The sequence below is a fragment of the Streptomyces sp. BPTC-684 genome (assembly GCF_030028635.1).
GTDB lineage: Bacteria > Actinomycetota > Actinomycetes > Streptomycetales > Streptomycetaceae > Streptomyces > Streptomyces noboritoensis.
In genome coordinates this window covers 5570560-5590603 of record NZ_CP124863.1, presented here as the reverse complement: position 1 = coordinate 5590603, position 20044 = coordinate 5570560, and the positions used below count along the sequence as shown (strand labels likewise).

At 72.6% G+C, this 20044-nt stretch carries 19 protein-coding genes; 8 read left to right on the top strand and 11 right to left on the bottom strand.

Annotated features, from left to right (window positions below; genetic code table 11):
• Positions 1-133: 133 nt before the first annotated feature.
• Positions 134-1552: a HEAT repeat domain-containing protein gene (locus tag QIY60_RS24890; protein ID WP_283144406.1), complete on the bottom strand. Its 1419-nt coding sequence runs from the start codon at positions 1550-1552 to the stop codon at positions 134-136.
• A 259-nt stretch (positions 1553-1811) separates the two neighbouring features.
• On the bottom strand, positions 1812-2204 hold the full coding sequence (locus QIY60_RS24885) for an ankyrin repeat domain-containing protein (RefSeq protein ID WP_283144405.1): 393 nt from the start codon (positions 2202-2204) through the stop codon (positions 1812-1814).
• Between the two features lie 321 nt (positions 2205-2525).
• Between QIY60_RS24885 and QIY60_RS24880 the strand changes: the two genes are divergently transcribed.
• Positions 2526-2720 carry a hypothetical protein gene (locus QIY60_RS24880; RefSeq protein WP_067155558.1) on the top strand — a complete coding sequence of 65 codons (195 nt, stop codon included), beginning with the start codon at positions 2526-2528 and terminating at the stop codon, positions 2718-2720.
• Between the two features lie 37 nt (positions 2721-2757).
• Positions 2758-4311, top strand: coding sequence for a hypothetical protein (locus tag QIY60_RS24875; protein WP_283144404.1), 1554 nt, complete (start codon positions 2758-2760; stop codon positions 4309-4311).
• Positions 4312-4404: 93 nt separating this feature from the next.
• On the opposite strand, the gene QIY60_RS24870 is transcribed toward QIY60_RS24875, so the two are convergent.
• Entirely contained in the window at positions 4405-5901 is a 1497-nt protein-coding gene (locus tag QIY60_RS24870; RefSeq protein ID WP_283144403.1) for a PLP-dependent aminotransferase family protein, read from the bottom strand.
• A gap of 104 nt (positions 5902-6005) precedes the next feature.
• Here QIY60_RS24870 and QIY60_RS24865 point away from each other — a divergent pair, with 104 nt between their 5' ends.
• From QIY60_RS24865 to QIY60_RS24850, 4 genes are all read left to right on the top strand, one after another.
• Complete coding sequence (locus tag QIY60_RS24865; RefSeq protein ID WP_283144402.1) at positions 6006-6674, top strand: hypothetical protein; 669 nt, start codon at positions 6006-6008, stop codon at positions 6672-6674.
• Positions 6671-7435 carry a glycerophosphodiester phosphodiesterase gene (locus QIY60_RS24860; RefSeq protein WP_283144401.1) on the top strand — a complete coding sequence of 255 codons (765 nt, stop codon included), beginning with the start codon at positions 6671-6673 and terminating at the stop codon, positions 7433-7435. Before QIY60_RS24865 ends, QIY60_RS24860 begins: the two co-directional genes overlap by 4 nt.
• 57 nt (positions 7436-7492) lie before the next feature.
• Positions 7493-8845 (top strand): MFS transporter, encoded by a 1353-nt coding sequence (locus tag QIY60_RS24855; RefSeq protein ID WP_283146062.1) that lies wholly within the window; start codon positions 7493-7495, stop codon positions 8843-8845.
• Positions 8846-9099: 254 nt separating this feature from the next.
• Positions 9100-9474 (top strand): RNA polymerase-binding protein RbpA, encoded by a 375-nt coding sequence (locus QIY60_RS24850; RefSeq protein ID WP_283144400.1) that lies wholly within the window; start codon positions 9100-9102, stop codon positions 9472-9474.
• A 123-nt stretch (positions 9475-9597) separates the two neighbouring features.
• Here the strand turns inward: QIY60_RS24850 and fxsA are convergent, their stop codons facing one another.
• The 4 genes from fxsA to QIY60_RS24830 form a co-directional block, all read right to left on the bottom strand.
• Complete coding sequence (fxsA, locus tag QIY60_RS24845; protein ID WP_283144399.1) at positions 9598-10176, bottom strand: FxsA family membrane protein; 579 nt, start codon at positions 10174-10176, stop codon at positions 9598-9600.
• A gap of 80 nt (positions 10177-10256) precedes the next feature.
• A complete protein-coding gene (locus tag QIY60_RS24840; protein ID WP_101387320.1) occupies positions 10257-11024 on the bottom strand; it encodes a polyprenol monophosphomannose synthase in 768 nt (255 codons plus the stop codon).
• Positions 11025-11436: 412 nt separating this feature from the next.
• Positions 11437-13116 carry an amidohydrolase gene (locus tag QIY60_RS24835; RefSeq protein ID WP_283144398.1) on the bottom strand — a complete coding sequence of 560 codons (1680 nt, stop codon included), beginning with the start codon at positions 13114-13116 and terminating at the stop codon, positions 11437-11439.
• 9 nt (positions 13117-13125) lie between these two features.
• Entirely contained in the window at positions 13126-13566 is a 441-nt protein-coding gene (locus QIY60_RS24830) for an Lrp/AsnC family transcriptional regulator (protein ID WP_067155585.1), read from the bottom strand.
• 203 nt (positions 13567-13769) lie between these two features.
• Here QIY60_RS24830 and QIY60_RS24825 point away from each other — a divergent pair, with 203 nt between their 5' ends.
• On the top strand, positions 13770-14198 hold the full coding sequence (locus tag QIY60_RS24825; protein WP_283144397.1) for a hypothetical protein: 429 nt from the start codon (positions 13770-13772) through the stop codon (positions 14196-14198).
• Positions 14199-14206: 8 nt separating this feature from the next.
• Here QIY60_RS24825 and QIY60_RS24820 read toward each other — a convergent pair whose 3' ends face one another.
• The 3 genes from QIY60_RS24820 to QIY60_RS24810 all read right to left on the bottom strand — a co-directional run bounded on the left by QIY60_RS24820 (position 14207) and on the right by QIY60_RS24810 (position 17741).
• On the bottom strand, positions 14207-15301 hold the full coding sequence (locus tag QIY60_RS24820; RefSeq protein WP_283144396.1) for a phosphotransferase family protein: 1095 nt from the start codon (positions 15299-15301) through the stop codon (positions 14207-14209).
• Between the two features lie 31 nt (positions 15302-15332).
• Positions 15333-16454 (bottom strand): hypothetical protein, encoded by a 1122-nt coding sequence (locus tag QIY60_RS24815; RefSeq protein ID WP_283144395.1) that lies wholly within the window; start codon positions 16452-16454, stop codon positions 15333-15335.
• 114 nt (positions 16455-16568) lie between these two features.
• Positions 16569-17741, bottom strand: a complete 1173-nt coding sequence (locus QIY60_RS24810) for an acyl-CoA dehydrogenase family protein (RefSeq protein WP_283144394.1) — start codon at positions 17739-17741, stop codon at positions 16569-16571.
• A gap of 359 nt (positions 17742-18100) precedes the next feature.
• Between QIY60_RS24810 and QIY60_RS24805 the strand changes: the two genes are divergently transcribed.
• Positions 18101-19336: a glycoside hydrolase family 18 protein gene (locus tag QIY60_RS24805; RefSeq protein ID WP_283144393.1), complete on the top strand. Its 1236-nt coding sequence runs from the start codon at positions 18101-18103 to the stop codon at positions 19334-19336.
• Between the two features lie 57 nt (positions 19337-19393).
• Here the strand turns inward: QIY60_RS24805 and QIY60_RS24800 are convergent, their stop codons facing one another.
• On the bottom strand, positions 19394-20023 hold the full coding sequence (locus QIY60_RS24800; RefSeq protein WP_283144392.1) for a TetR/AcrR family transcriptional regulator: 630 nt from the start codon (positions 20021-20023) through the stop codon (positions 19394-19396).
• Positions 20024-20044 lie beyond the last annotated feature (21 nt).

The window sequence follows — 20044 nt, the reverse complement described above, 5'->3', positions numbered from 1 at the left end:
GTCGTCGCCGCCGGGGTGGCCCCGCCGACTTGGATCTTTCCGCCCGGGGAACGTCCCATGAGCTTTTCAGACAGCGTGTCTTTCGGACAGCGCTCCCAGCTCGTTCGGACAGCGCCCGCGGAGCCCGCTCGGCTCATATCACGGGTGCGTCCGGGCCCATCCGGTTGTGGATGGCCGTCTGTACCTCGGCCTCCTCGGCCGGGTCGTCGGCGAGGCGCCGCAACCGCTCGGCCACGCGCGCGTCGACGAGCTCGGCGTACTGCGCGGCCACCTCGCGGGTGGTCTCCTCGCAGTCCCACAGGCACTCGACGGCGAAGCCGGTGGCGAAGGAGGGGTCGGTGGCGGCGAGCGCGCGGGCGGTGCGGCCGCGCAGCTCGGAGGAGGCGGTCTCGCGGTAGAGGTGCCGCAGTACGGGGGCGGCGCAGCCGATGCCGAGCCGTCCCGCCCCGTCGACGAGGGGGCGCAGCAGGGGCGCGTCGGGCCCCTCGGAGCGCACGCACTCGCGCAGTGCGCCGAGGACCAGCTGGGCGTCCTCGGCCTCGCCCCGGCAGGCGAGGACGCCCGCGGCGGCGGCGCCGAGCGCGTCGGGCCGGTGCACCCAGCCGCGCGCCCGGTCGACGGCCTCGGGCCCGCACATCCGCTCGAAGGCGTGGACGGCGGCCTCGGCCACCGTGCGGGAGCCGCCGCCGACGGCGGCCTCGATGAGGTCGAGCACACGGGGGTCGCGTGACTCGGTGAGGTAGTGCAGGGAGGCGCAGCGGGCGCCGTCCGAGCCGGCCCGCGCGGCCTCGACGATCAGGTCGCGGTCGTCGGGCCCGGCCACCGCGCCCAGGCAGCGGGCGGCGGGCAGGGTGAGGTCGGCGCCGCGCTCCAGGCCTTCCTGGGCCCAGTCGAAGACGGCTTGGACGCTCCAGCCGGGGCGGGGTCCGGACGGCCGCATCTGGCGCTGCCAGCGGTCGAAGGACCCGGCTTCCTGGGCGGCGCGCACCCTGGCGCCGACCGCGTCCCGGGTGTCCTCGGCCCACAGCCGCCAGGGCCGGGGCTCGAAGGCGTCCCGGACGGTGGCGGCCAGTTCGGCGTCGCCCTCGGGGGTGCCGGGGAAGCGGGCCAGGACGGGCCCGGCGAGGGCGCGCAGGCCCTCGTCGTCGTCACGCAGCGCGAGCTCGTCCAGGGCCCAGCCCCAGTTGGCGCCGCGCACCGCGTACCGCCGCAGCAGCAGCAGCGCGTCGTCCCTGCCGTAGGAGGCGAGGTGGCCGAGGACCGCGAGCGCGAGACCGGTGCGGTGCTCGTCGGCGTCGAGGACGTCCTCGGCACTGAAGAGGTGGGCCTCGATCTCGTCGAGTCCGCCGTCGAGATCCAGGTAGAGGCGCGCGTAGTACAGGGAGCGGTTCTCCACCTGCCAGTCGTGGCGGGGGTCGCCCAGTACACAGTGGTTCAGGGCCGCCAGGGCTTCTGGGCGCGGGGCGGCGAGCGCGTGCAGGGTGCCGTCGCCGCGGCCCCGCTGCAGCAGGCCGAGCAGCGTACCGCTCGGCGCTATGACCGGATCAAACATGGAAGTAGCCTCACATCAAGCTGTCGACGCAACCGGGATTCGTGCCGTGCCCTAGTAGGCCGCGCGCCAACATGTTCGGCCGTCCGCCGTCTTCCGCTTGCTGTGAGTCATCTTCCTGCCTCTCGTCGTGTGGCCCCCGATGTAAGGACCCTGCCCCTGATGAAGGGGCTCGTCGTCATGATGACCCAGGCATTTCGCCACCGCGACCACATTTACGAGCCCCTCTCACCAGGTACGCAGGGGGCACCCGGCGCAAACCTCAGCGGTCGCCGAAGAGTGCGATCAGTTCTGTCTTGCCGAACATCCGCGCGGTGTCGAGCGCGGACGGCGCTCCGGCGGAAGGATCGGCTCCGCCTGCCAGCAGCGCCTTGACGACCGCGTCCTCGCCCTTGAAGACCGCACCCGCGAGCGGGGTCTGGCCGCGGTCGTTGGCGCGGTCCGGGTCGGCGCCGCGCGCGAGGAGCGCGGAGACCGCCTCCGCGTGCCCGTGATAGGCGGCGAGCATGACGAGCGTGTGGCCCTTGTCATTGGTGAGGTCGGGCGAGACCCCGGCGTCGAGGTACACGGCGAGCGCCTCCGCGTCTCCCCGGCGCGCCAGATCGAAGATCCTGCTCGCCAGCTCGACCACCTCGGGATCGAGGGCATCGCTCATCGCACGGACCGCCTTTCGCTGCGTACGGCGCTCCTCGGAACGCCTGTGACCTGGCCCGTACGGCACCGGGGCCGTACGAGTGAATCGACAGGGTACTGCCCGTCGGACGACATGGTTCGGTCCGCCCGGGGCAAAGCTCACCGCGAGTGACGGCTTCCGGTCCCGCGGCCGCACAGTGTCCCGCCCGCGACCCGGTTCCATGTCCGCCACTCCAGTGAAAATCAGAAAATTTCACCCGATTGCAGCTTTTATCACATAGATACTTCCTGTGATCCTGGAAGAACTCATGGTGACTGTCCCCATCAACCAGGAGAACTCCTCATGATCCTGTCCATCTCAGGCGTCGTCCTGCTCGGAATCATCGTCTTCCTCTTCTTCCGGAAAGACGGTCTGAAGGCGTCGCACGCCATGGTCTGCGCCCTCTTCGGCTTCTACCTCGCGGGCACCGCGATCGCCCCGAGCATCAAGGCCGGCGGCCAGAGCCTGGCCAGCCTGCTGGGCGGGATCAAGTTCTGACCTCCCGCAGTCCCGACCATCCCGTCAGGAGACCGACGTGGCCCGGCGACCACTCCCCCGCATTCTGAGCAGCACGAGCGTGCCGATCGCCCGCAGCCGCGAGATCGCGCGCACGGCCGCCGACAGCGCCACCGACGTCCTGCATCCGCTCATCACGATCAGCCGCGGCCTGCGGCAGATCGCCGCCGCCCTGCGCGGCAAGTGGGCCGCCACACCCAAGGAACGGCGTGGTCCCGCGCTGTTCCTGGTGGCGGCCGTGGTCCTGGTGGTCGCGCTCATCCCGTACGGGCCGCTGCTCGCCCTGATCACGGTGATGGCCGCGGCCGCCTGGAAGGGCCGCGAGCGCACCCCCGTCAGGACCGGCCCCGACGAGGCCGAGACCGGCCGCCTCCAGGCGCTCTACGAGGCGCTGGTGCCGTACTTCTCGGTGGCGGAGGACCCCAGCCCGCTCTTCGCCCACGGCGGGGAGTGGGCCAAGGCCTTCAGCGAGTACGAGTTCGACGACGCGGGCCGCGTCACCCGGCTGCTCATCCGCTACCCCGCGTACTTCACGGACGGCGAGCCCGAGGCGCGCGCCCGTATCGAACAGCTGCTGCACACCAAGTCCGGGCGCGGCCGGGAGTACCGGTTCGAGTGGGACGAGGAGGGCAACCAGCTCGTCATGCGCGTCCTCGACGCGCTCTCCACCTCGATCGCCGCCCAGCGGTTCGTCGCGGGCCCCGGCGAGACCGTGCTCGGGTTCACCGACGCCGACGCGGTGCAGCGGACCGTGCCGGTCACCGAGGGCGAGGACGTGCGCGACGCGCCGCCGGTCGTCTGGCGCACCGGCCCCCGCTCCACCGAGCCGCACCTGCTGGCGGTGGGCGAGCCCGGCAGCGGCACCACGACCCTGCTGCGCTCCATCGCGCTGCAGGCGCTCCAGCACGGCGACGTGCTCGTGGTCGAGGGCAGCGGCACCGGCGAGTACGCCTGTCTGACCGGGCGCCGGGGCGTGCTCGCCGTCGAGTGCGGCCTCGCCGGGGCGCTGGCCACCCTGGAGTGGGCCGCGCACGAGACCGAGCGCCGGCTCATCGCCGCCAACCGCGCCCGCCAGGGCGGCCACCCGACCCCCGACGACATCAAGCGGCCGCTGTGGATCCTGCTCGACCGGCCGAGCGTCTTCGGGCACCTGGCCGACGCCGACGGCCGCCCCGACCCGCAGCGGCTGCTCCAGACCCCGCTGCGGCACGGCCGGGCGGCCGGGGTGACCGTGGTGGTCGCCGAGCAGTTCGACAGCCTGGAGGCGCTGACCGAGCCGGTACGCACGCACACCCGCGCGCGCGTGGTGCTCGGCCCCTGCACCCCGACCCTGGCCGAGTGGGTCCTCGGCGTCCCGCCGCACACCACCCCGACCACCGCCGTCCCGCCCGGCCGCGGCTACGCCCGCCTCGGCACCGGGCCCGTGCTGCGCCTCCAGGTCCCGGCTACGCCGGACCCGTACGACGACGCGACCAGCGAGCAGCACCGCCAGGCGGTCCTGGACCTGCTCCCGGAGCGCGACCTCCCGGTGGAGGCGGCGCCGCCCCAGCAGGCGGTACCGGCGGAGGGCTGACGGCGGACAGGCAGCAGAAAGCAGATGTCGGCGGGCAGATCGCGAAATCTGCCCGCCGATACCCGGTAGCTGACATCTGTCAGCCCATACCTGTCACGCCACGAACGTCCGCGGCGACTCTCCCCCGTTGCTCGCGCCCTTCTCCACCAGACGGGCCGCCGCGGCGAGCCGGACCGCCGCCTCCTCCGCGACCGGGCCGCTGACCGTGAAGGGCAGCCGTACGTACCCCTCGAAGGCGCCGTCCACGCCGAACCGGGGGCCGGAGGGCACCCGTACGCCGACCCGTTCGCCCACTTCCGCCAGGCGCGATCCGGAGATCCCGCCGGTGCGCACCCACAGCGTGAGCCCGCCCACCGGCACGTCGAACTCCCACTCCGGCAGCTCCCGGCGGACCGCCGCCACCAGCGCGTCGCGGTTCTCGCGCGCCTGGGTGCGGCGCAGGTCGACCGCCTGCTCCCAACCGCCCGTGGCCATCAGCCAGTTGACGGCGAGCTGCTCCAGGACCGGGGTGCCGAGGTCGGCGTAGGCGCGGGCGGCGACCAGGGAGCGGATGACGTCGGGGGCCGCGCGCACCCAGCCGATGCGCATGCCCGCCCAGAACGCCTTGCTCGCCGAGCCCACCGTGAGCACGGTCGCGCCCGCCGGGTCGAAGGCGCAGACGGGGCGCGGCATGTCGACGCCCTCGTCCAGCCAGAGCTCGGACATGGTCTCGTCGACGACGAGCACGGTCCCGGCCGAGCGGGCCGCGTCGACCAGGGCGCGGCGCTGGTCCTCGTCGGCCAGCGCCCCCGTCGGGTTGTGGAAGTCGGCGACCACATAGGCGAGCCGGGGCGCGGAGTCGCGCAGCACCTGCCGCCACAGGGGCAGGTCCCAGCCAGCCAGCTCCTCGGCCATGGCGACCGGCACGAGCCGGGCCCCGGCCTCGCGCATCAGCTGGAGGATGTTGGCGTACGAGGGCGACTCGACCGCGATCCGCTCGCCGCGCCCGGCGAAGAGGTGGCAGATGGCGTCGATGGCGCCCATCGCGCCGGTGGTGACCATGATCTGCTCGGGCATGGTGGGGATGCCGCGCGCCGTGTACCGCTCGGCGAGCATCTGGCGCAGCGCGGGCAGCCCGGCCGGGTAGTCGCCGTGGGTGTGCGCGTACGGCGGCAGCTCCTCCAGGGCGCCCTGGACCGAACGGGTCAGCCAGGGCTCGGGCGCGGGCAGCGCCGCGCACCCCAGGTCGATCATGGAGCCCAGCGACTCCGGCGGCAGCGGCTCCAGGCCGCGCGCGGGCAGCGGGTTGCCCGCCGGGACGGCCGTCCAGCTGCCCGCGCCCCGGCGGGACTCCAGGAAGCCCTCGCCGCGCAGCGCCTCGTAGGCGGCGGCGACCGTGGTGCGGCTGACCGAGAGCGCGAGCGCCAGCTCCCGCTCGGCGGGCAGGCGGGCGGCCACCGGCACCCGTCCTTCGAGGACGAGCAGGCGGATCCCGTCGGCCAGCGCCCGGTAGGCCGGTGGCTTGCGGGTGCCCGCCGGGCGGGGCTGCTGCTGTGCGTTGAGCTGACGGGCGAGCTGTGCCGGCCCGACCGCCGAGGTCCACTGCGCCATGGAAGTCAGTCCACCTTCCCCGAATTGGCCATGGTTGGGATGGGTTTCCCAGCCACAGAGTGTCATGCGCCGGTCCACTACCACCAGACAGGGGGGGCACTCACGTGTCCACGCACCTCACCCGCAGGCTGCTCCAGCTCTACGTCGGCCTGACGCTGTACGGCGTGAGCTCCGCGCTGCTCGTGCGCAGCGGGCTCGGGCTCGAACCGTGGGGCGTGCTGCACCAGGGGATCGCCGAGCGCACCGGACTGACCATCGGCGTCGTCTCGATCATCGTGGGCGCGCTGGTGCTGCTGCTGTGGATCCCGATCCGGCAGCGCCCGGGCCTGGGCACGGTCTCCAACGTCTTCGCCATCGGCATCGCGATGGACTCCACGCTCGCCCTGGTGCCGGACGTGCGCGGACTCGCCGCCCAGATCCCGCTCCTGGTCGGCGGGATCCTGCTCAACGGCGTGGCGACCGGCCTGTACATCTCGGCCCGGTTCGGCCCCGGCCCGCGCGACGGTCTGATGACCGGGCTGCACCGGCTCACCGGCCGCTCCATCCGCCTTGTGCGCACCTCGATCGAGGTGGCGGTCGTGGTGACCGGCTTCCTGCTCGGCGGCTCGCTGGGCGTCGGCACGGTCGCCTACGCCCTCGCCATCGGCCCGCTCGCCCAGTTCTTCCTGCGCTTCTTCGCCGTCCCCGAGCCGGAGCGGACGGCCGCCCCGGAGACGACGCCCGCCGAGCCCGTCACCGAGGCGGCACCGGCACAGGCGATACTGCGCGGGTGACTCGCGTACGCCACCCCTATCTGGACCACCCGACGCCGATCGCCTTCGCCCACCGCGGCGGGGCGGCCGACGGCATCGAGAACACCGCGGCCGCCTTCGGCCGGGCCGCGGCGGCCGGTTTCCGGTACTTCGAGACCGATGTGCACACCACCGTGGACGGCCGTCTGGTCGCCTTCCACGACTCCACCCTGGACCGGGTCACCGACTCCGTGGGGCGGATCGCCGATCTGCCGTGGGCCGAGGTGCGCCAGGCCCGGGTGGCGGGCCGCGAGCCGCTGCCGCTCTTCGAAGAGCTCCTGGAGGCGTTCCCCGAGGCGCGCTGGAACGTCGACCTGAAGGCCGAGTCCGCGCTCGTCCCGCTCGTGGAGCTGATCCGCCGGACCGACGCGTGGGACCGGGTGTGCGTGGGCTCGTTCTCGGAGGCCCGGGTGGCCCGGGCCGCGAAGCTGGCGGGCCCGCGCCTGGCCACCTCGTACGGCGTGCGCGGCGTCGCCGCCCTGCGGCTGCGCTCGCTCGGCCTGCCCGTGCCGCTGCGCCGGGGCGCGGTGTGCGCGCAGGTGCCCGAGTCCCAGAGCGGGATCCCGGTGGTGGACCGGCGCTTCGTGGAGACCGCGCACGCCCTGGGCCTGCAGGTACACGTATGGACAATCAATGATCCCGATCGGATGACGAAACTCCTGGACCTCGGAGTGGATGGCATCATGACCGATCATCTGGAGACGCTGCGCAAGGTACTGACCGACCGGGGAACCGGGTTCTGACACCCGGCGCGCGCCCGAGGAACGAACGAGAGGGCGCGGGGTTTGACCGCCGAGACCATGGGCCGGGCCGCCGCACAGGCGGCGCCGGACACCGACCGCCGCCGCGAGCAACGCGGCTGGTACTTCTACGACTTCGCGTGCTCGGTCTACTCGACGACCGTCCTGACGGTGTTCCTCGGGCCCTATCTGACGGCCATCGCCAAGGACGCCGCCGACGCGGACGGCTTCGTGCACCCGCTGGGCGTTCCGGTGCGGGCCGGGTCACTCTTCGCGTACGCGGTGTCCGCCTCGGTGGTACTCGCGGTGGTCCTGATGCCGATGGTGGGCGCCGCGGCGGACCGCACCGGCCGCAAGAAGCCGCTGCTCGCGGCGGCCGCGTACACCGGGGCCGCGGCGACGGCGGGCATGTTCTTCCTGGACGGGCACCGCTATCTGCTCGGCGCGGTGCTTCTGATCGTCGCCAATGCCGCGCTGTCGGTCTCGATGGTGCTCTACAACGCCTATCTGCCGCAGATCGCGGGCCCCGAGGAGCGCGACCGCGTCTCCTCGCGCGGCTGGGCCTTCGGCTACACCGCGGGCGCGTTCGTCCTCGTCCTGAATCTGATCCTCTACTCGGGCCACGACAGCTTCGGGCTCTCCGAGGGCACGGCCGTACGGATCTGCCTGGCCTCGGCGGGGGTCTGGTGGGGCGCCTTCACGCTCGTACCGCTGCGGCGGCTGCGCGACCGGCGCGCGCCCGCCGGGCACGTCCCGGCCGAGGGCAAGGTGGGCGCGGGCTGGCGCCAGCTCATCGCGACGCTGCGCGACATGCGCGCGCGTCCGCTCACCCTCGCCTTCCTGCTCGCGTATCTGATCTACAACGACGGCGTGCAGACCGTGATCTCGCAGGCGTCGCTGTACGGCTCCGAGGAGCTCGGGCTCGACCAGAACACGCTGATCGTCGCCGTGCTGCTCGTGCAGGTGCTCGCGGTGGCCGGGGCGCTCGGGATGGGGCGCCTCGCGCAGACGTACGGCGCCAAGCGCACGATCCTCGGCTCGCTCGCGGTGTGGGCGCTGATCCTGGGCACCGGGTACTTCCTGCCCGCCCACTCGCCCGCGCTCTTCTTCGTCCTGGCCGCGGCGATCGGCACGGTCCTGGGCGGCAGCCAGGCGCTGTCGCGGTCGCTTTTCTCACACATGGTGCCGAGCGGCAAGGAGGCCGAGTACTTCTCGGCCTACGAGATGAGCGACCGCGGGCTGAGCTGGCTGGGGCCACTGGTGTTCGGGCTCGCGTACCAGCTGACCGGGAGCTACCGGGATGCGATCATCTCTCTCGTGATCTTCTTCGGGGTCGGCTTCGTGCTGCTCGCCCGGGTGCCGGTGCGGGCCGCCGTGGCGGCCGCCGGGAACCCGGTTCCGGCGCGGATTTAGACGTTGAAGTGAAAGGCCGGTAGTGTACGCCTTTGGCCTGCCAGGCGGACCGTTACTGCGTGCTCAAGTAGTGAAGACGCTGGGTGACATCTGCTGCCAGATGTGACAAACCGGGCACTGGTGGGTACAACAAGGGGCGGCACGACGGCGACACATGACCCACAACGGGAATCTTTACCGCCGACCGGACGTTGACCGGATGACGACGACAGCGACACCTGTCCTGTGGGCGACAAGCCCGGGAGGCACGATTCATGAGTGAGCGAGCTCTTCGCGGCACGCGCCTCGTGGTGACCAGCTACGAGACCGACCGCGGCATCGATCTGGCCCCGCGCCAGGCGGTGGAGTACGCATGCGAGAACGGACATCGATTCGAGATGCCGTTCTCGGTGGAGGCGGACATCCCGCCGGAGTGGGAGTGCAAGGCGTGTGGCGCCATGGCACTCCTGGTGGACGGCGACGGTCCTGAGGAGAAGAAGGGCAAGCCCGCGCGTACGCACTGGGACATGCTCATGGAGCGACGCACCCGCGAGGAGCTGGAGGAGGTTCTGGCCGAGAGGCTGGAGGTCCTGCGTTCCGGCGCCATGAACATTGCCGTGCATCCGCGCGACAGCCGCAAGTCCGCGTAGGCGCGCGAGCGCGCTTGACGGAAACCGAAGAGAAGAGGGCCGGCCACACCGTTACGGTGTGACCGGCCCTCTTCTCTTGCGTCATGGCCCCGTCGCGCTCAACTCTCGCCGGGCGTACGGACCTCAGTGGGTCAGCGGCGGGCGGTGCTCCCGCTCGTCCTGCTGCGGGCGCCGGTCGTCCCGGATGACCTCGCCCTGGACCACCTTGCCGTCCGGCTGGTGCATCCGGGCCTGCTGGAAGGCGTCGCCCAGGGTGCCGGGGCGGGCGGCGCGCATCCGCTTCTCCAGCGAGCGCTCGGCGTACCTGCCAAGCGCCTTGCGCACCGGCGGCACCAGGCAGAGCAGCCCCAGCACGTCCGAGAGCAGTCCCGGGACCATCAGGAGCAGCCCGCCGAGCATCGTGAAGGTGTTGCCCTCGCTGCCGGGCTGCGGCCCGGCGCCCGGGCCCGCCGCCCCGTACTGCTGCTGCTGAAGCGTTTCCGTGAGGTTCCGGAAGGCCCGGCGCCCGGCCCGCTTGATGACGTATCCGCCGAGCACGGCGCCACCGACCAGCAGGGCCAGCACGGTCAGTCCCCCGGCGGCACTCGCCACCGTCATCAGCAGCCAGATCTCCACGAGGAGCCAGGCGGCGATCCCCAGCGGGACGAGGGTGCGCGCACGGGAGCGCTTGGGCGGGGTGGAGGGCGGGATGCCGGTCGTCATGCTCCCAGTGTGCCTGGGAGCATGCCAGGACGGCGTAAGGGATCCGTCAGCGGTCGGCGAACGGGAGCACAGCCGCCCGCTCAGGACGGCTTGCGGCCCAGGAGCTTGTTGGCGCGCGAGCCGACGCCCCAGGCGGTGACCCGCCAGAGCGCCTCGACGATGATGTCGTTGCTCATCTTGGAGTCGCCGCGCTCGCGCTCGACGAAGGTGATCGGCACCTCGACCACGTGGTAGCCGGCGGCGACGGCGCGGCGGGCCAGGTCGACCTGGAAGCAGTAGCCCTGCGAGGCCACCTCGTCCAGGCCGAGGCCTTCGAGGGTCTCGCGGCGGAAGGCCCGGAACCCGCCGGTGACGTCGCGGATGTCCACGCCGAGCAGCAGCCGGGAGTAGGTGGAGCCGCCGCGGGAGATGAACTCGCGGCTCTTGGGCCAGTTCACCACCCGGCCGCCCGGCACCCAGCGCGAGCCGAGGACCAGGTCGGCCCCCTTGAGCGCGGTGAGCAGCCGGGGCAGCTCCTCGGGCTGGTGGGAGCCGTCGGCGTCCATCTCGACCAGTACGCCGTAGCCCTCGTCGACGCCCCAGCGGAAGCCCGCGAGGTAGGCGGCGCCCAGGCCCTCCTTGCCCTTGCGGTGCAGGACGTGGACGTGGTCGTCGTCGGCGGCCAGCTCGTCGGCGAGCTTGCCGGTGCCGTCGGGGCTGTTGTCGTCGGCGATCAGGACGTGGGCCTCGGGGACCGACTCCCTGACGCGGGAGACGATCGGCTTGATGTTCTCCGCCTCGTTGTAGGTCGGGATGATCACCAAGGCTCTGCCGAGCGGGCCGTATCGCCTCTGACCGCCGTCGTTCACTGCTGCCCCTTATTGTCCGTACGCAGGGCACCACCATAGCGAGCGGTCCGGGCACTCCCGTACCGCGAGGTCCCGGGGTGTCGGAATGGGGGCCCGGCGCCCTTCGGGCCGGCCTGGGACCCGCTGGCTGCGGGCTGCCTGGAGCCGTTGTCTACTGAACGTCCGGGCCCCATCCGGGTCGCACCCTCCCCCGAGCTCCCGCGGAGCAGGGGGGACCCCCCGGACGGCAGAAACCTTCTGTCGGCCGGACGTCCTGTGGTGGACCCGGCCGAACCTACCGGCCTCCGGCCGCTCTCTGTCAACAGTCGTTTGACCTGCGGCGTCGGGCTGAAACAGCAGGTCAGTGAGGAAGATCCGCAGGTGGCGGCGGCGCCGGGAGGGCAGCCCGACGGCCGTACGAAATGTCCCTACGTCACTCGTTCGGCCGGACGAAGACCGTTTGTCCGAACACCACCGTGCGCAGGCAGACCGGCAGCGCCGCCCCGGGGCTGAGGTCCGGCAGTCCGGGCGTGCCCGAGCGCGGGTCGGTCGACCAGCGGGCCACCCGGTCGTCCGGCGCCTGCACCACGAGCTCGTCGGTGCGCCACACCGCGTAGTCGGCGGGCGCGCCCGGCACCAGGGTGCCCGCGTCGTCCCGGCCGATGGCGCGCCAGCCGCCCCGGGTGTGGGCGGTGAAGGCGGCGCGGGCCGAGACCCGGTGCTCGGGGGTCCGGTGGAAGGCGGCCGCGCGGACGGTGCCCCACGGGTCGAGCGGGGTGACCGGCGAGTCCGAGCCGAAGGCGAGCGGCACCCCGGCGCGCAGCAGGGCCGCGTACGGGTTCAGGGTGCGGGCCCGCTCGGCGCCGAGCCGCTGGGCGTACATGCCGTCCTCGCCGCCCCACAGCGCGTCGAAGGCGGGCTGCACGGAGGCGGTGAGGCCGAGCTCGGCGAAGGCGGCGATGGTCTCGGGGGTGAGCATCTCGGCGTGCTCGACGCGGTGCCGGGCGGCGCGGATGCGGGCCAGGCCCACCTTGGCGGCCGCGGCCCGCACACCTTCGACGACCGCGGTGACGGCGGCGTCCCCGATGGCGTGGAACCCGGCCTGGAGCCCGGCCTCGGTGCAGGCGGCCACATGGGCGGCGACGTCGGCCGCGTCCAGGTGGCCGGTGCCGGTGTGCGGGGCGTCGGCGTACGGCTCGTGCAGACAGGCGGTGTGCGAGCCGAGGGCGCCGTCGACGAAGAGGTCCCCGGCCGCGCCCAGCGCGCCCAGTTCGCGGATGCGATCGGCGTCCTTGGGGCCGGCGACCCGCTCGGCCCAGTAGCCGAAGACGCGCGGGCCGGCCTCCTCGCGGGCCAGCTTCAGGAGCGAGGTGAAGTCGTCCTCGTCGGAGATCTCGGGGCCGCCGCACTCGTGGAGGGTGCCGATGCCGAGGGAGGCCGCCCGGTGCAGCGCGGCCCGCTGGGCCTCCTCGCGCTGGCGCGGGGTGATCGCCGCGTGGGCGGCGGCCCGTACCGCGTGGTGGGCGGCGGCGGTCAGCGGGGCGTCCGGGTGGTAGCCGTCGAGCCCGGTGACGCCCGGGATCCGGTCGAGCAGCGCGGTGGTCGCGACGGCCGAGTGGACGTCGATGCGCGGCAGGTAGAGCGGGCGGCCGCCGGTGGCCTCGTCGAGCTCGGCGCGGGTGGGCGGGGTCCGCTCGGGCCAGCGCGCGGAGTCCCAGCCGTGGCCGAGCAGCACGTCGTCGCCGGGGCGGGACGCGGCGTACGCCCGTACCGCCGACAGGGCCTCGGCGCGGGTGCCCGCCGACGACAGGTCGAGGCCGGTGAGCGCCAGGCCGGTGGCCGTGGTGTGCACATGCGCATCGGTGAACGCCGGGGTGACCAGGGCCCCTTCGAGGTCGACCACCTCGTCGACGCCGGACGCGAAGGCGTCGGCCGCGCCCTCGGAGCCGACCCAGGCGACGTGCCCGCGTTCGACGACCATCGCCGTGGCGAACGGGTCGGCGGGGCTGTGGACCTCCCCGCCGCGCAGCAGCACGGTGCGGTGGTCGGGCTCGCCGGTGGACAGCGGGGCGACGGTTCGGGCCGGAAGGGCGGCGGCGCTCTCGGAACTCATGGGAACAGCCTAGATACGCGGCGGCCGTGCCTCGTACGGGGTCGACAGAACGACGGTCGTCCGGGTGGAGACGCCGGCCAGCGAGCGGATGCGGGTCAGCAGGTGCTCCAGCTCCAGGGGGGTGGCCACCCGCACCTTGAGGATGTAGTTCTCGTCGCCCGCGACGCTGTGGCACGCCTCTATCTCCGGCACGTCGGCCAGCCGTTCGGCGATGTCGTCGGGGGCACTCGGGTCGAAGGGCTTGACCGAGATGAACGCGGTCAGCGGCAGCCCCACCGCCTCGGGGTCCACGACGGCGACATAGCCGCGGATGACTCCGCGCTGCTCCAGGCGGCGTACCCGCTGGTGCACCGCCGAGGTGGACAGGCCCGTGGCCTTGCCCAGGTCGGTGTAGCTCATCCGCCCGTCCTTGACGAGCAGATCCACGATCTGACGGTCCAGCTCCTCCATGCGGATCAACCTATTCCCACAGGCCCCATCCGGCACAGTCGGCGGCAACCGGAAGGGGCACCTGCGGGCGGCATGTGACGAAGACCACAGCCTTGTAAGGGCGCTAGGGGGCACGGCGCGGTTACGGGCGGGTCTTGGCGGGAATTGCTTGCTGTGGTCGCGGCGACGTCGCCTTGTCGGCCCACCCGAGGGGGAGAATCCCAATGCAGAACATCAAGCGTGGCGGACGTGTGTCGAATGAACGCACCGATCCGGAGCCCGTCGATCCCACCGTCGAGGACGACCTCGACGACGAGATCGCGGCGGACGCCTACGACACCTTCGAGATGTACCGGGTGATCTGCCCGGACTGCGCCCAGCCGATCGCGCTGCTCGCGGACGAGGCGGTGCTGCCGGAGCACGCGCTGTGCCCGAGCCCGTGGAACCCGTTCGGCCTCACGGTGTGCGCCGGGACCGGCCGCGCGGCCTCGCAGAGCAGGCCCGCGGACACCTCCAAGGACGTCCAGGAGCAGGACACCGCGCTGCTCCTGACACTCCCCCAGGGCCTCGACTGGCGGACGCAGCCCTTCTCGCACGTCGGCGGTCCGGGCTCGCGCCCGATGCGGGTGCCGGGCATGCGGCGTGCGGCGTAGGCCCCGGGTCAGCTCCAGTACGTTCCCCGCACCATCGCCTCCAGGCTGCCCCGGTGCAGGATCAGCGCGTCCGGGTCCCCGGGGACCCGGACCTCGCCGAAGTGCAGCTGCCGGTAGGCGATCCTGAGCATCACCACCGCGTGCCGCAGGGCGGCGTAGAGCGTGTGGAACTCCATGGCGCGCGGCGCGTGCCCGGTCAACTCGGCGTAGCGCGCCTCGATGTGGTCCCGCCGCAGGAAGTCGGGCAGGCCCGGCTGGCCGAAACTCACCGTCAGGTCCTGGAAGAAGCGGTGCAGATAGACGGTCCAGCCGAGGTCGAGTTCGCGCGGGCCGAGGGCCGCCATCTCCCAGTCGAGGACGGCGGCGGGCTCGAAGCCGTCGTAGACGATGTTGCCGATCCGCGCGTCGCCCCAGCAGAGCACCGCCGGGCCTTCGTCGGCGGGCCAGTGCGCGTCGAGCCAGTCGAACGCGGACTCGATGAGCGGCGAGCGCGGCAGCCCGTCCACCACCCAGGCGTAGTACGCCCGTTGGGACTCCACATGGCGGCGCAGGGGTGAGCTCTCGCCCTCCGGGAGCAGGAACGCGGCCTCCTCGGCCGGGAACCCGTCGTGCAGCCGGGCGAGCACCGCGACCGTGGCGTCCTGAAGGCGCGCCCGCTCGGCGTCGCTCGCGGAGTGCAGCCAGTTCCCCTCGTACGTATAGGGCATGACGTCGGGCGGTACGCGCCCCTCGGCGCGCTCCATCACGAAGAACGGGGCGCCGAGCGCGGTGGGGTCCTCTTCCAGCCACAGCACCCGGGGCACGGGGACGTCGGTGTGCTCGGCGACCAGGCGCATCACCCGGTGCTGGCGGGCCATGTCGTAGACCGGGAAGACGGTGTACGCGGCGGGGTCGGCGGCGAGCCGCAGGGCGCAGGAGCGCACCGGCGCGTCGGGGTGGTCGAGGCCGAAGAGCAGGGTCTCGCTCGACATGCCGTTGGAGGCCGGGACCTCGACGCCGGTGACGCGGGCGCCGGGCAGCCGTGCGTCGAGCCAGCCGGTGAGCCTGCGGCCGAGCTCCTGGGGGTCGCGCGTGGTGGTGCGGGGGCGTGGTGCCGTGGCCATGGGCGGTTCCCTTCTCAGGACGCGGAGGGGGTCAGGGCGCGACGGAGGTGTAGTCGGCGAAGCCGCTGGGGTCGTGGCGGCCGAAGCTGCCGTGCTCGAAGATCCCGTACCCGGTGCGCCCGTCGAGCGTGAAGCGGGCGGCGTGGTCGGTGACGCCGTAGGCGGCCATCGGGTGGGCGGCCGGGTCGGAGAGGTCGTAGGCGCGGCGGTCGGTCCAGGCCCGGCCCTGCCAGGTGCCGTGCTGCCAGTCGTCGGCGGGCGGGTAGCCCGCGCCGACGGCCAGCGGCGAGGAGGTGAGCACCTCGACGCCGAGTTCGAGCGGTTTGCGGGCGGCGTCGGTGAGGTGGACGACCGCGCGTTCGGGGTGGCGGGTGCCGGACCGGTAGGTGATGCTGGCCTGGGGCCAGCCCAGTTGGGCGTCGGGGTGGCCGTCCCGTACGAGCACGGCCTCGTTGAGGGTGCGGTAGCCGTCGGCGTCCTCCTGGGCGATCACCATCAGGAAGCGGTCGTCGAAGCGGACCGGCGCCCAGAGCCAGTGGAACCCCTCGGGCCGGTGCTCCTCGGCGCGCCCGTCGCTCTCGCCGGGGATCGGGCGCACCCCCCAGCTGCGGTCCCGGGTGCCGGTCCACTCGCCCGCCGTGACGGGTATCTCCTCGCCCGCGACCCGGATGGTGCCGGTGCAGCGGCCCGCCTGGACGAAACGGCGGCCTTCGAGGGTGAGGCGGTCGCCCCGGCGCTGGACGTGGTGCGGCTCCCAGACGGCCGGGAAGTCGGCCTGCCAGGTGATCTCGTACGAGAGCGGGGCGGGGTCGGCGGGGTCGGGGGCGCAGTGCAGGGTGAGGCGGCGCAGCGGCTCGTCGACGGTGATGCGCAGCGGGCCCACCGAGAGGTTCATGCGGTCGTCGGTGAGCGCGTCGCTCGCCCGGACGGCGTGCAGCCGGTCGCCGAGGCGCAGGGTGGCGTAGGCGTCGATGACCCCGGTGTTGGGGTAGACGCCGAGCCCGGCGATCAGCAGCGCGCGGCCGTGGTGGTCGAAGACGTGGAAGATGCAGCGGTCGTAGGCGTTGCGGTCGCCGGTGGCGACGTGTTTCAGGGAGAGCGGGACCTGGTGGATCGGGTATTCGTCGAGTGCGATCGGACGGTCCTGGGACACGGCGAACCTCCTGGACGACAGGGAAGTTGACGGTACGTCAGAAGCCGTGAAAAACAAGCCCCCAGGAGCCGGGGCGTGCGGATGCGGCCCGCGCGCCCCGGCCCGTACGAGAGGTCAGCGGGTCTCGGGACCGGCCAGGTGGCGGGCGACGACCATCCGCTGGATCTGGTTGGTGCCCTCGACGATCTGGAGGACCTTGGCCTCGCGCATCAGGCGCTCGACCGGGAAGTCGGCGGTGTAGCCGTAGCCGCCGAGGACCTGGACCGCGTCGGTGGTGACCTTCATCGCCGCGTCCGTGCAGAACAGCTTCGCCATCGCGGCCTCCTTGGAGAAGGGCCGTCCGGCGTCCCGCAGCCGCGCGGCCGACAGGTACAGCGCCCGGCCCGCCTCGATCTGGGTGGCCATGTCCGCCAGCATGAACCGCAGGCCCTGGAAGTCCGCGATGGGCCGGCCGAACTGCTGCCTCCCGGTCGCGTACGCCACCGCCTCGTCCAGGGCGGCCTGGGCGACGCCGATGGCGCAGGCGGCGATCCCGAGGCGGCCGGAGTCCAGGGCGGAGAGCGCGATCGCGAAGCCCTGGCCCTCCTCGCCGATGCGGCGGCCGTCGGGCACCCGGACCCCGTCGAAGTGCAGCTGGGCGGTGGGCGAGCCCTTCATGCCCATCTTCTTCTCGGGCGCGGCCGCGCTCAGCCCCTCGGCGTCGCCGGGGACCAGGAAGGCCGTGATGCCCCGGGCGCCCTCGGCGCCGGTGCGGGCGAGGACGGTGTAGAAGTCGGCGATCCCGCCGTGGGTGATCCAGGCCTTGGTGCCGGTGATCACCCAGTCGTCGCCGTCCCGGACCGCCTTGGTCCGCAGCGAGGCCGCGTCGGAGCCCGCGGCGGGCTCGGAGAGGCAGTAGGCGCCGAGCAGACCGCCGCCGAGCATGGCGGGCAGATGGTCGGCCTGCTGCTGCTTGGTGCCGTAGCCCGCCAGGGCGTGGCAGGCCAGCGAGTGGACGCTGACGCCGAGGCCGACCGTGAGGCGGGCGGCGGCGAGCTCTTCGAGGACCTGGAGGTACACCTCGTACGGCTGGTCCCCGCCGCCGAACTCGGAGTCGTACGGAAGGCCGAGCAGCCCGGACTCGGACAGCAGCGAGAAGACCTCGCGCGGAAAGCGTCCGGCGTCCTCCTGCTCGGCGGCATGAGGAGCGATCTCCCGCTGGACGATGTCGCGTACCAGTGCGACGAGGTCCCGGGCCTCCTCGGTGGGCAGCTGTCGGTCCACCGGCTGCGGGGCGCGGTCGGGCATGGCGGCGCTCTCCTCCCTGTCGGGCGCTTCGGCGGACGCGCGCGCAGGGTGTGGCGGCGCCGCCGGTGACTCTGCTGGACAGCCGATGCCTACCCTCCCGGATCACGGAAGCTGCAGGCTGGTGGCTGTGGCGCTGTGAGTATGCCCGATCGGACGCGTCCCGTCACGGGGTCCAAGATCACGTTTAGGGCAGGTCGGTTCGGGGCGCGGACGCGGGGCGCCGGGCGGGAATCCGCGCTTCCGGAGTTGGTCCAAACCATTGACGAAGTGGTCTAGTCCTTCTAGCGTCTGGGCGAACGTCTTACCGCGTTCATGCCAAGCACCCGTGAACGGCTCCCCTCCCCCACGAGGAGATCACGATGCTCAGACCACCTCGCGTGCGCGCCCTGCTCGCCGCCGCGTGTACCGCCGCACTCGGCGCCACCCTGCTCGCCGGGACCGGCAGCGCCACCGCCTCGCCCGAACCCGCCGCCGCCCGGGCCCCGTTGGCCGCCGGGTCCAAGGTCGTCGGATACTTCACCGACTGGGGCGTCTACCAGCGCAACTACCACGTCAAGAACATCGAGACCTCGGGCTCGGCCGCCAAGCTCACCCACATCAACTACGCGTTCGGCAACGTCACCGGCGGCAAGTGCGCCGTCGGGGACGCCTACGCCGACTACCAGAAGACCTATGACGCCGCCTCCAGCGTCGACGGCACCGCCGACAAGTGGGACCAGCCGGTTGCGGGCAGCTTCAACCAGCTGCGCGAGCTGAAGAAGAAGCACCCCGGGCTCAAGGTCCTGTGGTCGTTCGGCGGCTGGACCTGGTCGGGCGGGTTCGGTGAGGCCGCCAAGAACCCGGCCGCCTTCGCCAGCTCCTGCTACTCGCTGGTCGAGGACCCGCGCTGGGCCGACGTCTTCGACGGCATCGACATCGACTGGGAGTACCCCAACGCCTGCGGCCTCTCCTGCGACACCAGCGGGCGGGCGGCCTTCAAGAACGTGATGGCCGCGCTGCGGGCCAAGTTCGGCTCCGCCAACCTGGTCACCGCCGCGATCACCGCCGACGCCTCGGCGGGCGGCAAGATCGAGAAGGCCGACTACGCGGGCGCGGCCCAGTACGTCGACTGGTACAACCCGATGACGTACGACTTCTTCGGCGCCTGGGCGGCGCAGGGCCCCACGGCCCCGCACTCCCCGCTGACCTCCTACAGCGGCATCCCCACCCAGGGCTTCCACACCGACGCGGCCATCCAGAAGCTGAAGGGCCTCGGCATCCCCGCGAGCAAACTGCTGCTCGGCATCGGCTTCTACGGGCGCGGCTGGACCGGAGTGACCCAGAAGGCGCCCGGCGGCACGGCCACCGGCCCGGCGTCCGGCACCTACGAGCAGGGCATCGACGACTACAAGGTGCTCAAGACCAAGTGCCCGGCCAACGGCACGGTCGCGGGCACGGCGTACGCGTACTGCGGGAACAACTGGTGGAGCTACGACACCCCGTCCACCATCGCCGGGAAGATGACCTACAAGAACAACCAGGGCCTCGGCGGCACCTTCTTCTGGGAGCTGAGCGGCGACACCTCCGGCGGTGAGCTGATCAAGTCCATCAAGTAGCCCCGGGAGCGGGGCGGGAGGGGCGGCCGGCCGTGTGGCCCGGCCGCCCCTCCTGCGTCAGGCCCCGGGCGCGGGCGAGGGACAGGCCGGCTCGAACTCGCCGATGGTGTCCATGGTCCGGCGCAGCATCCGCACCAGCAGATCGCGTACGGTCGCGCGGTCCGGCTCCAGCGTCCCCAGCCACTCCAGGGTCACGCTCTCCACACAGCCCATCCAGCCGAGCAGCGCGAGCCGGGCGAGCACCGGAACGTCCCGTCTGCCGTAGGCGCCCTCCGCGATGGTGGCGATCAGCTCCTCGCGGACGGCGTCGCGTATCGCCTGGACCTGGGTGTCGAAGCCGACGCCGCCGGTCACGATCGTGCGGTAGGCCGCCTGGTGGTGCTGGGCGTACAGCAGGTACCCCTCCATCGTGCGGTGGACGCGGTCGGCGCGCGGCAGCTCGGTGTCGCTCGCGGCCCGGGCGACCAGATCGGCCACCGAGTCCTCGACGATGGCCAGGTAGTAGCCGCGCTTGCTCTTGAAGTAGTAGTAGATGAGGCCCTTGGCGACCCCGGCGTGCTTGGCGATGTCGTCCATCGACAAGGCGTCGTACGACGTGTCGGCGAACAACTTCCGCCCCGTCGCGATGAGTTCCGAGCGACGCACCTGGGATTTCTCGGTCGCGCCTCGCTGTTGACTATTATTCAAATTCGGCCCTAGTCTCCAACT

Excerpts from the sequence above, each read along its gene's own strand:
- QIY60_RS24880 (WP_067155558.1), top strand. The coding sequence starts at position 2,526 with ATGATCCTGTCCATCTCAGGCGTCGTCCTGCTCGGAATCATCGTCTTC.
- QIY60_RS24805 (WP_283144393.1), top strand. The coding sequence starts at position 18,101 with ATGCTCAGACCACCTCGCGTGCGCGCCCTGCTCGCCGCCGCGTGTACC.
- QIY60_RS24825 (WP_283144397.1), top strand. The coding sequence starts at position 13,770 with ATGCAGAACATCAAGCGTGGCGGACGTGTGTCGAATGAACGCACCGAT.
- QIY60_RS24855 (WP_283146062.1), top strand. The coding sequence starts at position 7,493 with ATGGGCCGGGCCGCCGCACAGGCGGCGCCGGACACCGACCGCCGCCGC.
- QIY60_RS24820 (WP_283144396.1), bottom strand. The coding sequence starts at position 15,301 with ATGGCCACGGCACCACGCCCCCGCACCACCACGCGCGACCCCCAGGAG.
- QIY60_RS24835 (WP_283144398.1), bottom strand. The coding sequence starts at position 13,116 with ATGAGTTCCGAGAGCGCCGCCGCCCTTCCGGCCCGAACCGTCGCCCCG.
- QIY60_RS24890 (WP_283144406.1), bottom strand. The coding sequence starts at position 1,552 with ATGTTTGATCCGGTCATAGCGCCGAGCGGTACGCTGCTCGGCCTGCTG.
- QIY60_RS24870 (WP_283144403.1), bottom strand. The coding sequence starts at position 5,901 with ATGGCGCAGTGGACCTCGGCGGTCGGGCCGGCACAGCTCGCCCGTCAG.
- QIY60_RS24810 (WP_283144394.1), bottom strand. The coding sequence starts at position 17,741 with ATGCCCGACCGCGCCCCGCAGCCGGTGGACCGACAGCTGCCCACCGAG.
- QIY60_RS24830 (WP_067155585.1), bottom strand. The coding sequence starts at position 13,566 with ATGGAGGAGCTGGACCGTCAGATCGTGGATCTGCTCGTCAAGGACGGG.
- fxsA (WP_283144399.1), bottom strand. The coding sequence starts at position 10,176 with ATGACGACCGGCATCCCGCCCTCCACCCCGCCCAAGCGCTCCCGTGCG.
- QIY60_RS24885 (WP_283144405.1), bottom strand. The coding sequence starts at position 2,204 with ATGAGCGATGCCCTCGATCCCGAGGTGGTCGAGCTGGCGAGCAGGATC.
- QIY60_RS24850 (WP_283144400.1), top strand. The coding sequence starts at position 9,100 with ATGAGTGAGCGAGCTCTTCGCGGCACGCGCCTCGTGGTGACCAGCTAC.